Source organism: Prosthecobacter sp. GW821-HT29F12 (assembly GCF_058803405.1).
Genome location: NZ_CM179517.1, coordinates 6923534 through 6937582, shown reverse-complemented (window position 1 = coordinate 6937582; position 14049 = coordinate 6923534). Strand labels below are relative to the sequence as shown.

General features: G+C 51.7%; 10 protein-coding genes. 3 read left to right on the top strand and 7 right to left on the bottom strand.

What is annotated here, in order from left to right; genetic code table 11:
- Positions 1-89: 89 nt before the first annotated feature.
- The 5 genes from AC3RLQ_RS28655 to AC3RLQ_RS28635 all read right to left on the bottom strand — a co-directional run bounded on the left by AC3RLQ_RS28655 (position 90) and on the right by AC3RLQ_RS28635 (position 4093).
- Positions 90-515 (bottom strand): helix-turn-helix domain-containing protein, encoded by a 426-nt coding sequence (locus tag AC3RLQ_RS28655; protein ID WP_493032061.1) that lies wholly within the window; start codon positions 513-515, stop codon positions 90-92.
- Between the two features lie 716 nt (positions 516-1231).
- Positions 1232-1750, bottom strand: coding sequence for a hypothetical protein (locus AC3RLQ_RS28650; RefSeq protein ID WP_493032059.1), 519 nt, complete (start codon positions 1748-1750; stop codon positions 1232-1234).
- Between the two features lie 253 nt (positions 1751-2003).
- Positions 2004-2828 carry a hypothetical protein gene (locus AC3RLQ_RS28645; RefSeq protein WP_493032057.1) on the bottom strand — a complete coding sequence of 275 codons (825 nt, stop codon included), beginning with the start codon at positions 2826-2828 and terminating at the stop codon, positions 2004-2006.
- A gap of 121 nt (positions 2829-2949) precedes the next feature.
- Positions 2950-3873 carry a hypothetical protein gene (locus tag AC3RLQ_RS28640; protein WP_493032055.1) on the bottom strand — a complete coding sequence of 308 codons (924 nt, stop codon included), beginning with the start codon at positions 3871-3873 and terminating at the stop codon, positions 2950-2952.
- The gene (locus AC3RLQ_RS28635; protein WP_493032053.1) at positions 3866-4093 is read right to left on the bottom strand and encodes a hypothetical protein; all 228 of its coding nucleotides are present in this window, start codon (positions 4091-4093) and stop codon (positions 3866-3868) included. The genes AC3RLQ_RS28640 and AC3RLQ_RS28635 overlap by 8 nt, the downstream gene beginning before the upstream one ends.
- Positions 4094-4242: 149 nt before the next feature.
- Between AC3RLQ_RS28635 and AC3RLQ_RS28630 the strand changes: the two genes are divergently transcribed.
- Complete coding sequence (locus AC3RLQ_RS28630; protein WP_493032051.1) at positions 4243-5712, top strand: hypothetical protein; 1470 nt, start codon at positions 4243-4245, stop codon at positions 5710-5712.
- A 95-nt stretch (positions 5713-5807) separates the two neighbouring features.
- Here AC3RLQ_RS28630 and AC3RLQ_RS28625 read toward each other — a convergent pair whose 3' ends face one another.
- Positions 5808-5987, bottom strand: coding sequence for a tyrosine-type recombinase/integrase (locus AC3RLQ_RS28625; protein ID WP_493038777.1), 180 nt, complete (start codon positions 5985-5987; stop codon positions 5808-5810).
- A gap of 3 nt (positions 5988-5990) precedes the next feature.
- Positions 5991-7169: a tyrosine-type recombinase/integrase gene (locus AC3RLQ_RS28620; protein ID WP_493032049.1), complete on the bottom strand. Its 1179-nt coding sequence runs from the start codon at positions 7167-7169 to the stop codon at positions 5991-5993.
- A gap of 395 nt (positions 7170-7564) precedes the next feature.
- Here AC3RLQ_RS28620 and AC3RLQ_RS28615 point away from each other — a divergent pair, with 395 nt between their 5' ends.
- A complete protein-coding gene (locus AC3RLQ_RS28615) occupies positions 7565-9010 on the top strand; it encodes a Gfo/Idh/MocA family protein (RefSeq protein WP_493032047.1) in 1446 nt (481 codons plus the stop codon).
- Positions 9011-9637: 627 nt separating this feature from the next.
- The gene (locus tag AC3RLQ_RS28610; protein WP_493032045.1) at positions 9638-13969 is read left to right on the top strand and encodes an NACHT domain-containing protein; all 4332 of its coding nucleotides are present in this window, start codon (positions 9638-9640) and stop codon (positions 13967-13969) included.
- Positions 13970-14049: the final 80 nt, after the last annotated feature.

Genomic DNA, 14049 nt, shown 5'->3' with positions numbered 1-14049 from the left:
GTTGTCACATGGGCGGTGACTTCTTCTGTTATTGTAGGTTTATTTGTGTTCATGATGGATAGACAATGTGGGGTAAAAAAAGAGGGGTATTAATTAAGGATAAGAGATGATGATAATTGTGCAGTGCGGCCATCCTGGAGATACATCTTCAAGACGTGTTCGCTGCTGTCACCGTTGATTTGAAAAGTTCGTAGGCTTTGTGGAAGAATACCAGCCAATCGGAGCTGTCTGGCTATCATATTGATAAAGGAAGAAGGATAATCTTTTGCCTCGTCCAAGACTTTCTCTGTGCAGGTGTTGATGGCGGCAAGTATAAATGAATCGAGTGCAGTTCCATTGAGTTTTAGCGCAAGACCGATTTTACGTGCCTGATATTCCCCGACCCTCCTACTGCCTGCTTGAAGTCCTCCGATAAGCGAGCGGGGGACTTTTGCGAGCGCGGCGAGTTCTTGATTGGTGAGTCTAGCCTCCACACGCAAGTCTGATAAAAATTTTCCGAACGCCACCTTATTCATTTTAGTTACTGTGATCTTAGCACACAGTTAGCAAAAGTCAAGTTATAAGTTATGGAAGTTATAAGTCGGAGTTATTATTCCGGCCGCGCAGTTATAACTCGCTGATAACTCGGAATATCATAAGCCGGCATTTAATTCCGTGCCTGCGCCAAGCCTTCCAAGCTGGTCAATGCCGCCAATGCGATGTATCTGTTGCTGTCCAGATTCAACGTGATCCAGGCCTCACACCGGCAAAGCCTCAGACTCTCGTTTCTTTGGCGTCGAAATGGGGCTAGCCACTGGAAGCCTTAAAACCACATCAGCGGCATTAAATTCAAAAGCAGGCTTAACCAGCATGCCCCTGTCCAATTGGATTTAAATGCCCCTCACCGCCTGAGGCAGTCATTTCGCCCCAACCACCCGCAGGATTGGAAACTCGATGCTCAAGGCCAAAAAAGAGCCACCCCACACCGATTGAGTGCGAGGTGACCGATCTAACCTATTATCCTCTGGCGCTACGTAGAGACAGGGTGCCTGGGATTGTATAAACCACCCATTTGTGCAATGAGCATCCACGGGCGGCCGTGATGGGGGCTTATTTTTGGCGGCGGCGAGGCCTGCTGCGGCACCGAGCGGACGCAATCGCCATGGTCGTTGTCGAATGAGTGAACCTCAGTGGGGATCATAATGAGTGTGGCTGCCTCTAACCACGCGATCAAAGGCAGCCGGGATTTAGGTTATTGTTGGTGCTTCAGTTCGGCCTCCCGACGCTTCTCTGCATCCATCAGCTCCTTGAGTTGTCGCTGGTTGTTGCGTTTTGCCGCGCCGAGCTGCTTGTTAAGGTCTTTGGGCATCTTGAACGCTTGGAGGGCCATAGACGCCGCCAGAATCGCAAAGGAGGCTGTGCCAGAGATGCCCAGGCTCTCCGATCTCATGAACAAGTATGCAGCTCTACTTTTCCAGCCAGTTTCATCCCAGTGCGTGAGTTTGACCTCTTCGATCCATTCGATACGGGCAGGGCTTATGTTGCACAGGAACTCTGCCAGCTTGTCCTCGCGTTCGACGTTGGGACTCAGCTCGATCTCGTCAAACTGCATCGGCACCTCGTGTTTAATCGAGTTGCAGATAGCCTGAAATGACATCGGGGGCGCATCCGCTTTGAGTCGGGAGTCACTTTCAAGCGTGAGCTTGAAGAGGACCTCGTGTTCTGCTTGCAGGATAATCGCGAGCAGTGAGTTGGTGATGGGGTTTTCCATGATTTTGAAAAGTTTTTTAGACGTAACCGCCTTTGCTCTTGTTGAACGCGGGGCACAGACCTTCCATGCCCCGGTTCTGTTTCGTGTGCGTTATGCTGCGATGTTGAGGTTGGCGTAGTTCTCTGACGCTGCTTCGTGTGCAGCACGGAGGCTTGAGAGTTCTTCCTCCGTCAGCAATTTGATCTCGTAGGAGGCCAAATATTCGGTCCAAGAGGCTACAGCTTTGATCTCTCGTCGTTCTGATGGCGAATATTTATGGGCTAAGATATACCACTCTCTGACCATCGTATTCGTGAGGTAAGTAGGCGAGGGAATTGTAACGGAAGGGTTCGTGTTTAACGCCAGAAATTTTGAGCATCGTCTTCAATTCTCGACATTTCTCCAGCCACTCGTCCCTGTTGGCCGCAGCGATATTGAATGTCACGCTCATTGTATTGACACCTACGGCCACAATGTCGCGGACCGGAAGCAAGCGCCCCGCAATCCCCTCCGCGAGGCCATCGGCGTGCTCTGCGGAGATGATTGTGGTGGCGACATTCCAAGCCGTAACGGCATCGGCAACACGCAGCAAAGAGGCATTGTCGTGGTCCAGGTCATAAGTCACGCAAAACGGCCAATAGCGGTCCTCGTTGACCTTCACCTGGTCATCCCCATTATTTTCCCAGACCAACTTTCGCCCGATGATAGGTGTGTTCACCAGGACCCGATGTCCAGGCGGCACAAGCAATTGGAGGTAACGGGAGGCATCTACATTTTGCGGATCGACCGGCGATAGAGCCAACAAGACCCCAAATTTTCTCAAGAACTCAATTTGCTCCTCCCGTTTCTTCACGTCCTCCTCGATGTGGAACATATTGTATTCAAGGTTCAATTCGACGGTGCTGCCATCGTATTCGTCCCATATCGCTCTTGCCTCATCAGCGGAGAGCTGGGCTCTAAGCATTAAGCCTGTCGCAATTTTTTGGATGAACGCTTCTCGGCCGGTGCCAGCTTTGACCTCACGAGCGCAAAAATTATGCACTCTAGCTAGTGACTCCAACCGGATGAGTTCCGGATCTGTTTCGTATGCTTGTTCCATGATGATTGTAGGGGGTATTGGGGCCGCTCACTCAGGCTGATTGCATTCATGAGCGACCCGTGTTGTTCGTTATTGAAGCCGGGGCACAGACCTTCCATGCCCCGGTTCTGTTCTGGGTGCGTTATGCGGCGATGTTCAGCTTATTGTATTTTTCGATCGCCTTCTTGTTCAAGTCGATGAGCTGTTTCCGCTGCTCCTCAGGAAGGGACGCGACATCGCAGGCGCTCAGATAAGCAACCCAAACACCGATCCCTTTGATTGCCGCCTCGATTTTCGGCTTCAGCTTCTTCTTTGCTTTTGCCTTGCCCGTCTTTTTTTCCATTTTTGGGACCAACTGGTTGCGGATCTCAATAATACGATCAGCGGTAACATTGCCATCAGCCACCACGGCATCCAGCACATTCACCACAAGACTGTCAGGCACTTTCATCAATTCCCGCGTCGCCCGTTCGCTTTTAATCATCAAGGCCTTTGGATTACGTGTAGCCAGTGAGTTGCGATACTCGGCAGCAGACATGAGCTGATAAGCACGCTGTTTTGTGAACTTCCAGCGTCCTTCAATATAAGCTTCGAACGATGGATACGTGCCACGATACAGCGCAGTGTCCCTGACAATCGCGAGATTAGTCCCCACCTCAATGAATGTGTCGATACCGTCGCAGATGATCTTTTCACATGCGGTGAGATTGTCCATTTCCTCGGGGGTCATCGGCATCCACTTATTTATGGCGTTTACCGGTGTAGTTGTTGCGGCAACTTCGCTCGCGACTTCGATGGGGCTAGGGGCACCATCTCCACCTGCTTCGCCTTCGGCAGATGGATTCACGCTGACTTCGTGTTTAAAGGTAGATGTCGATCCTGTTCCACCTGTATCGATGATTTCAGCGTCAACCACTGGTTGACCTTTTGTTTTCGTGTTTGTCATTTGTTTTCTGATTTGTGTTATGGTTTGTTTTCTGCGCATCGTGGCGTGAATGCCAAGGTGAGCGAAATTATTCCTGCCGGTCAAAGGACCAGCATGAAGAGGTCGGCGCGGATCAAGCATGCCCCTCAGGATGGTGCATTTCCGTGTTGAGCAGTTCCAAAATGGCTGCATATGGGACCAGGGTTACCCCACGGTGGTTCCCTCGCTTTTTAAGGCGCACCAATTTCAATTGCCCTTCGGCCTCAGCAGCGTAATAAAAGCTTCTGGAGAGGCCGAAGTAGGGATCACGCTCTCCGCTTTTTGGCAGACGGAATGTGGCGGGTTGGATGTTCTTTTCCATGTTGGTCATGTGCCCCAACATTGAGAAATTTTGCCAACGGCCTAGTTTTCTGGTGCATCATTTCCCGCATGCAGCGTTTGTCATCCATTTCTCCTTGACGCACTCCTCATTGCCTAATCTTCGCTCATCACAAAATGCCTTCTGGCTCTATGAATCTTCATGCTTCCTTTCCAGTCGGGAACCTTCCAGTGGCACCGCTTTCGCTGCTGCACGATTTTTTGTCAAAGCGGTGCTCATCTGATTCCTTTAGAGAAAGCCTTTCAACTTGCCCGCTGATAACCGCGCCCGAGGATACAACGTCGCATGTGATCGGATTCACGACTCGTTTAGATCAAGACCATGAAGCGATGCACTCAGGAGGTCGATATGAGAGGCTCGTCTCTCGCTCTCTGTATTTCACTATCCTCCCGTTTGAGACCGGAAAGTTTTTTTCCTTGGCATGGAGTCAAGGCTTCTCTGGGCAATCATGGCGCCTTCAGATCAGTGAGGAAGCCAACGTCGAAATGCTCTGTAAGTTTTGGGTGCCTGTCCCTTGGCTTGAGTCTTTAGCGCGTTTAGCCGTCGTTCCGGTTTTGCCCCTCGCGAGATGTCTCAGCCTGGTCAAAGACGAACGAGCAGTGGGCATAGAGGACGAAATTATCAAACGTGCCACCTGCTTTGCCGCAAAATCAAACGCCTTGTATTTCCAAAACGTGAGGCTTTTCTTAAATTGGGAAGTCGCTTTTAGATGGCCAAAATGGGAGCAGGACTCAATCGCCGAGAACGATCGTTTGGCCGAATTGAATCAAGCATGGTCTATTGATGTTGATCTGGAGGAATTCCGGCAGCTAAGCCCACGCAATTTCCTCAGAACAGAAAAACCTCTTGTAGGTTTTTTCCATGATTGCCCTCATTATCCATCAACAAGAAGAAGCATCTTGGATAAGACATTGCGTGAGGCTACGGTTTTCTCTCGCGGTGGGGATTGGAGAGATTTTCTTTACCGAGCCAATGCTTCCGTAGCCAACACGATGCCAAACAAAAGTTCTCTGAAGTCTGAGTCGGAGATTGAGAGTGCCCTATGGTGGTGGAGGTCCATCTCTGAATGGCCTCTTTTGATGCAGGAGGAGTTTAATGACAATTGGAGTGAGAGCGCATTTTTATATGAACTGAGAGCCCGGTTGTCAAAGACACGAACATGGGACTTCTTCCAGTGCTCATGGTTCCACCTCGATGTTTCCCAGCGTGCTGTTCTCTACTACTTTTGGCCTCCGCGCTATCCAAGAGGCAAACATTGGAGGCAGGGACAGATCTTCGGTGACAACAAGGCATCACATGAATTTCACAATATTAAGCCGGACAAAAATCCAGCCGCTTTCAGCAAACAAGAAAAGATGGCATGGGATTCACGCTTTCAAACGTGGCATCATGATCTTTTAGGTCTGCCACCAGACAAAAGGCGACGTCCAGGGTCAAAGAAGACGACTGCTTGGGATCTGTTAGAAGTGCTTGATCTCGATTATTACCTTCCTGACAAAAACAAGCTCACAAACACCGAGCACCAGCGCAAACGAAGAGCTGAGGAGTTTCTTGAAAAAGCCTGCAAAGAAGCAGGTTTACCGTCACTCGCTATCCATTAGAACGGGTGTCTTCCTGGCTCAAAACCTCATTCGAATCTGCTGACGTGGTCAGGCATGCGCAAACAATGATGAATCACCGATATTTGGCAACCTCCTCATTTCGTCACGTCCGGCAACGACTCGGCAGCCTTCTTGAGTGCATCAGTGCCGACATGAGTGTAATGCTCACTCATCTGTTTGGAGTCATGGCCGATCATTTCCATGACGACCGCTGCAGGGATGCCGGCTTCTTTCAGCATGGTGACGGCTGTATGGCGCAAACCGTGGAATGACACCACTCACTTTTCAGTCGTTTTCTGCTGATTCACCCCAAGCCCTTTGATTTTCTCCAGTGCTCGTTTCTGCGTATCGACCTCAAGATGAATATAACGAGAGTGGGCATCATCCGCAGAATGGCCTGCGAGAGCTTTGCTGACAACTGTAGGAACATCAGCGTTAGTCAGCTTGGAGATAAAATAATGTCTCGTGCTGTGGAACCCGAGCGCGTTGAATTTTCGGCCCAACGTCGCTTTCTTTTCTGACGGATCCCTTACCGTATTTGTGCGAAGGCCAGTCTTGACCAGAATTGCTGCAAACTGATTGCTGAGCCCCCCAGCACTGCCTGATTTCTTTCCCGACAATGATGGGAATACGGTATCGGTGTCCTTTTTGGGTTTCGGAAGTGATCTAAGATATTCCATCACCTCTGTGTGAAGGGCTACTGTGATGGACTTACCCGTTCTTAGAGCGGTTTTAGCTGGCTTAAATGTCAGGGATCCTTGGGTGAGGTCCAATTGATCCCACCGGATGTTTGCTGCATCATTCAGACGTAGGCCGCCAAAGGCACCCAACAAAATCATCCCTCTCCACTCGCTATTAGCATTGGCACACAAGACGGCCAATTGTTCATCGGAAAAAGCCTGTCGCTCTTGTTGATTGACGTGAATGGACTCAACGCCATCCGCCGGATTATCTAGTCGCTGGTTCTTCTTCCTAGCACTTTCAAACATCGCACGCAGAACTTTGACTCCAAAATCAGCAGTGCTTGCGACCTTCCCTTGTGCCAATTCCTGATCCCGAAACCGCTCAATTTCGTCAGACGTCACACTCGCAATCGTCGCCTTGGCACGTTTCGTTCCAATGAACTTGAGGAAATTTTGGATCACTGACTCGTATCTCTTGCGTGTCGATTCAGCTTTGACTCCCCTTGTCAGCCAACCTGTAGCGAACACATGCGTTGAGACCTTTCCGATGGAATCCTGGCCAACCTTATCAAGCAACTCATTCACGAATTTGATGACTGCTGCCTGCGTGATTTCGCCTTTGTGGGCGTCCTTAGCCAGTCGCTCCCACTCCAGCGCCATGCGTAGCGCGTCTGATCTGTTTTTCTGCTTCGTCGAGCGATATGATACAGTGTCACCCTCCCGAAACTTGGCGATCCAAAAAGGTGACTTTGGGACTCTTCTAATGGATGCCATGGCTTGCTCAATTCCAAAAATAGTTGCACCTAAAGTTGCACCTGTCGAGGAGATTTTAGGATGTTCCGTGAAGTCTAATCAGTTGATAACCAATGTTTTCAAACATCCTCAAACATCAAAGATGGAAACCCTCGTTCTATCCATTGAACTACGGAGACGACAAGCGCTCCCCACGTTTCCACCGGTTCCCGTCAGGATTCAACTCCCGAATGCAAGTTGCAACCAACTCCAACCTCCTCTTCCCTCCCACATCTTCCTCCCCGGACCACCGCATTCCAATGCCGCTCCGCCTCCGGAGCCCCAAATCACAAATCATAAATCCTCCCCGCCCCCACTCCCTGCAACATCCCCTCCTCCCCCACGTTTCCCGCCTCCCTTATTAAACACACCAGCCCATGAGCACCCACCCCCTCTCCCGCCGCCACTTCCTCACCACCACCGCCGGCCTCGCCGCCAGCGCCTTCACCGGCCCCAATCTCCTCCTCCGCGGCCAGGACACCGCCGCCAAGCGCCTCAACCTCGTCCAGATCGGCGCCAACGGCAAAGGTCTCGCAGACACCGGCATGGTCACCCTCAATCACAACATCATCGCCATGGTCGATGTCGACACCAAGCGCCTCGATGAAGCCGCCAAAAAGCGCGAAAAGCACCACCTCGACTCCTCCCAGCCCGCACCAGCGGCACCCAAGCTCTACCAGGACTTCCGCAAGATGTTCGATGAAATGAGCAACCAGATCGACGGCGTCATCGTCTCCACCCCAGATCACACCCACTACCTCGCCGCCATGCACGCCATCAAGCACGGCAAGCACGTCTGCGTCCAGAAACCCCTCTGCAACTACATCTCCGAAGTCCGCGATCTCCACCGCGCCGCCAAAGACGCCAAAATCGTCACCCAGATGGGCAATCAAGGCCGCACCATGGACGGCCAGCGCATGGCCAAAGAATGGATCGAGCAGGGTGTCATCGGCACCCTCAAAGAAATCCGCCTCTGGACCAATCGCCCCATCTGGCCCCAGGGCCCCATCAAAAAGAAGCTCGTCGAGTGCCCCGCCAATCTCGACTGGGACCTCTGGCTCTCCTGCGAACCCTCCGAGCCCTACTTCGAGTTCGACCTCGACCCCGAACTCGCCAAAAAGAAGCAGCGCTCCCCCGGCCCAGCCCCCTTCAACTGGCGCGGCTGGTGGCAGTTCGGCTCCGGCGCCCTCGGCGACATGGGCTGCCACATCATGGACTCTAGCTTCTCCATCCTCGGCCAGCTCATCCCCGAAAAGATCGAAGCCGAATCCGGCCCCATCACCGACCTCAATGCCCCCATGTGGTCAAAGCTCGTCTACCACATGCCCGCCGGCAAGCACCCCGCCCTCACCGTCTCCTGGCACGACGGCGAAAAAGACGGCGTCCCCAATAAGCCCGAGCGCCACCCAGACATCCCCGAAGACACCTTCAAGAAAGCCACCTCCGGCATGATGTTCATTGGCACAGATGGCGTCATCTTCGAAGGCGATGCCTACTGCAAGAGCCCCCTCGTCTACCCCCTCGAAAAATACAAAGCCGTCCGCGAAGACATGAAGTCCGGCAAGATCAAGCAGACCGAAACCCGCTCCGTCATGCCAGACAATCCCCAGGGCGAATGGGCCCACCACATCGTCAATGGCGGCCTCCCCTCCTCAAACTTCGACTACTCCGCCCCCCTCACCGAATTCGTCCTCCTCGGCAATCTTGCCATCCGCGCACAGCAGACCGTCCAGTGGGATAAATCCGCCATGAAAGTCACCAACGTCGAAGCCCCCAACAAATTCATCACCCGCCCCTCCTACCGCGACGGCTGGAAAGCCTAAATCTGAGTACGTAGTTCGGAGCTCGCTTCACCTCAGCCGGTTCTGACTCCGTCTCCTACTCGTCCTCCTACTCGAACTCGTCCTCGGCTCAGCAGCTTCGCTTCACGCACAATGTTTCCAAGCTGCCCTCAGCTCCCGACGCAGTTCTTCGTATTGCAGTCCCTGCTTTCCTGTTCTTCGTAACTTCAGCGAAGAAGGAAGCCGGTCCGGAATCCCACACCACCCATCAAACCCAAACGGCAGCGCTCACCCCGCTGCCGTTTTTTGTGCCCGCCGCCCCCCTTCCGAGCTTCAGCGAAGAAGAGTCCTTTCCGTCCTTCGCAGCTCAGCTTGCCGTACCCAGCATGGCCCATGCCGCGCAGCTTCAACTACCGAACACCACCACAGCCACAGCGCCAACGGCGCGACCTATCGCAGCCCAGGGCAACGCCCTGGGTCCAGCACCGCCCATCCGGAAAGCAAACCCGGCACTTCATCACACCCAGCGTCCACCAGCAGCGTCTGCAAAGAGCCCCGCCAACAAGCACAGACGCTCTGTGCAAACAGCGAACACGCTAATATGGACTATCGATAACAAGCTTACTGTGATTGCTTTTGTTTGATCAAAGCGCAGCTTGCCAATCCTTCATGTCAACCACCTCAGACTACATCGATCTGAACCGACAATTTTCATTGCGAGAAGGCAATGAGAATGCCGAAGAATTGGCCGCCATGAGCTACGACACGCGTGCGTGGTTTCACCGCAGCTCTCTTATTGGCTGGGATAAGCTAATCGCAACAAAAGGTGTTGCTGTCGTCCTTGGAGAACCGGGCAGCGGTCGGACTTGGGAATTTCGCGCACAGGCTCAAAAACTTTCACTCGCGGGACAGGTCGCCTTTTTTGTTCAATTGCAACACTTGATCGGCAACCAACTAAACTCACTACTTGATTCAGACGATTCACATCCATTCCGATCCTGGCTGCAGGGAGCTGACAAAGCAGTATTCTTCCTCGATGCCGTGGATGAGGCCAAGCTCAACTCCACAGCGGACTTTGAAGCGGCTTTGCGCCACTTTCGAGATTCCTTAGGCTCACAGGGGCTGGATCGCTCCACCGTGTTGATTTCATGCAGGGTTCATCAGTGGGATCATGCTACTGACAGCGAACGCGTCAGAACATACCTGCGTCTATCAGAGAACAAGTCTTCCGATTCTGAAGAAGACGAAGAGGAAAAAACAGCCACCACCAAACAAAACAAACGGCTTCAAGTATGGCTCCTCCATCCTTTGGATGAATCCAGAATCGCTCTGTACGCCAAGCACAAAGAAGCCGCAGATGTGGGCGGATTTATTGACGCTCTGAAGCGGCACCACTGCTGGGACTATGCCGGACGTCCATACGATGTGGATTTTCTGCTCGGTTTCTGGGAGAGGCATGGCGGACTCGACAAGCTGGCCACAATGCTGGATGAGCTGGTGGAGCGCCAGTTGGAGGAAGACAAAGAAGACAATTCTAAAAAGCAGCCGCTAGGTAAGGAGAAGGCAAGACTGGGAGCCGAGTCCTTGGCTGCGGCCTCGTTGTTTTGCCGCAAACTTGATTTCTTCCCTCCTTCAGTCCGCAATCCATCTGACGCTTTGGCGTTGGAAATGAAACGATGTCTCCCCGGTGACTGGACAGATTTCGAAATCAGAGTTCTGGCGGACCGTCCCATCTTCAGTGCGCCAAGTTTCGGACGGGTTCGCTTTCAGCACCGTCGCACCACTGAATTTTTGGCAGCCTGCTGGGTGCGCAGGCTCATAAGTGAGACATCGTCTGCCGAACTCAAGCACCTGTTTTTTGCAGAACACCGAGGCCGGCTTGCTGTTCGCGAATCTCGTGCACCTGTTGTGGCATGGCTGGCCGGCCTGTCAGAGGAGCCTTGGGCACTCGAATTGCGCAGCCTGCTGCTTCATGTGGCACCGCATGTGTTTTTCCGTTATGGTGATCCCTCCAGCCTGCCAATTGATTACAAAGAAGCCATTGTCGATGCCTTCGTGTCTCGCCATGTGCAGCAGGACGCAGTGCGCACAAAATATGAGGCAGGCTCACTGAGCCGTCTGACTGATGGCTCCATGGCAGCAGCACTCAGCAAGCATCTAAATTCCTCCACAGTGCTTCCGGGAGTCAAGATCACGCTGTTGAAAATGGCGACATATGGCCGGGTTGCCGGATGCGTAGAGGCAGCGCTAGGCCTCGTGAACGCTAACACTAACCGTGGTGACCTTCCCGGCTATGCTCTTTGGGTCATTCAAGAATGTGCTGATAGAGAGCAAAAACAAAAGCTCGCAATGATCGTGGATGAACTCGAAACGTTGAGTCCTTCTTTTGCAGGCAGTGTGTTGGAAATCCTTTTTCCAGAGGTCATCTCCGCAGCTCAGATGGAAAAGCTCCTCAAAAAAGTGGCATCGTCTGAATCGATTTCGAATTCCACTCTGCCTTGGATGATCAGGCAAGCGTTTGGCAAATTACAGCATAAAAAGCAACGATCAGAAGCCCTTGATCTGTGCATGCGTTTGCTGGCGGAAGAACCGCATCTCCCGGAAACCACAGTATCTTCTCGTTTCGCCTGGATCGGAGATTCCTTGTCCACCCTTCTCAAATCAATTCTGGAGGAACCCATACTAGGAACTGCGGAATGCTTCTCTATAGCACAGGCCATATTCCTCTTTAAACAAAGACGCTTTCGTACGGACCTTTTCTTTGACGCTGACGATGATGTGACAGGAAAGAAGTTCGATCTGCAAGAGCTTACCTGCCGTCATCCTGCAACAAGAAAACACGCATTCTGGCTGAATATCGAAGCTGAATCCCGAAAACAGCGTCCCGAATCTGATTCATTCTGGCGCGGTCGTTTCGCATTTGAAGATTTAGGTTTTACGCTGGTTCAGGAAGATTGGCGCTGGTTGCTTGCTGGTTTGAACGAAAATAAGAATGATCGAGATCGAGAAACCTTATTCCATCTATCTTACAATGCATGGCTGTCGCTCGGCAAGGATCATGGGAAGTTGAAGCAATTGAAACTGGCGGTCAAAGACGCTCCAGAATTATTAGCACTTCTGCAGCAAAATTTGCGAGGCTTGTTCTTCTTTTCTTGGCACCGGTTTTGGTCTCGCCAAAAGAATCGAGGTTTCTTTAATAAGTGGTGGTGGAAGCACCGATCGTATAGTTTCAGCTTGTTCAAAAACGAATTTATTTGGCAATGCCAACTGCACTTTTATATCAAAGACATGCGGGATGGAAAGGCCATAAATTTGCTGTGCAGCTGCCTAGATATCAGATCGAATTTTAACATAATGCCAAAGGATTGGGTTAAGCTACAACATCGGTTCGGCAAAATTTCTCACTTATTGGGAAACAGGATAGTCACAGCCGTCCAATCTGGATGTATTAAGGTTTGGGAATCATACAGTCCCGATCCAAACCAGAAAACCTATGGAGGAGAGTTGGGAATGGCGGGAATTCAAATACTCCACGACTCGGGCAGGCTGCGATTTGACAGTCTAAGCGATAGCGATGCACGCAAGGCGGCCTGCTATGCAACACAGGAAACCAGTAGTTTCCCAGGCTGGTTTGCGGAACTGGCTGAGCATCAACCGATCGCAGTTCGTGATGTGCTCGTCGAGCTGTTGACTCGAGAATGGCAGATGCAAACAGGAAAAGAGTATTACCCAGAATTCATTTCGCGTCTTAGCGCAGAAAAGTGCACATATTCTCATTTGGTTGTGCCGGATATGATCGCCATGTTAAAAACTAATGATCCAGGCAATCATCGCGTGCTCGAACACGCATTGCTAATCCTGACGCGTTATGGCAAGCTTTCAATGGAAGAGTGGTCTGACTTAGCCTCTTCGCGTGTAACCTTATATCAGCCCGAAGATGGGCAGTATAAGCTCTGGCTTCTGCTCTGGCTTCAGGCAGACGCACAGTCGGCCATCAAATTTCTGGAGGCCGTGCTGCCTCCTCCGGCACAAGCAGAACGCATGACAAATCCTGTAGTTATCCTGTGTGCAGTGTTTCAGAGTCGTATGCACCCCACGCCCGTCTTATCCGAGGAGTCTTACCGTCATCCAGCCAATGCAGAAAGATTCATCCGGTTGATTTACAACTATGTGAGACCATCAGATGATCTCCATCGCAGCGGAGGTTACTCACCGGTGGCACGCGATGAAGCTCAGCATTTTCGCGGAAACCTCCTTACCCCTTTGGCCATGCGCCCGGAGCCAGAAGCAGATGAAGCTCTCGGCAAGTTAGCGGCGGCACCTGAACTTGCAGACATGCGTGACTATATTCTAGGCCTGATGGATGAGCGGGCAGAGCGCATGATAGACATTCATGCCTGGTCCACAGTAGAATTTCAGTCTTTCGCCAAAGACCGAGAATGCCTTCCAGCCAATCTCGATGACCTATTCCATATAACGATGAGGCGAATGGATGGAATAAAACACGATGTCGAAGATGCAGAGGAGAGCATCAGGGATGAAATGAATGCGAGTCGGAACGAAGAAGGATTACAGTCCTTTCTTGTGCGCAAACTCCGGGAGCGGAACAATGGACGCTACACAGCGCCCAGAGAACCTCAAATTGATGGTGCTGAACGACCTGACATCCAGATTCATCGGGCTGGTGTACCTGGTCATGTCCAGATCGAAGCCAAGTTGGCTGACATGGCAAGCCGGTCGATAAATAGCTTATTGGCCGACCTCGAAAACCAATTGCTGGGCCAATACATGCGTGATCAGCATTCCACACACGGAATTTTTGTGGTGGGTTTTTCTGGTCGTGGCAAGCGCACCCAGTGGGAAGATCCTGAGACAAGACAAAAGGTCAGCTTTGAAGAGGTTATTACTCAGCTGAAAAATCGTGCGTCTCAGCTTGAAGCGGACTCAAGAGCACGAAAGAAGCTAAAAGTCTACGGAATCGATTTTCGCGAGCGTGAATAATCTTGGACTCTTGAGAGCATGCAGCTCTGACAACGAAAATGCAAAGAGGTGGTGCCAGCCAAATACCTCACAAAACACCC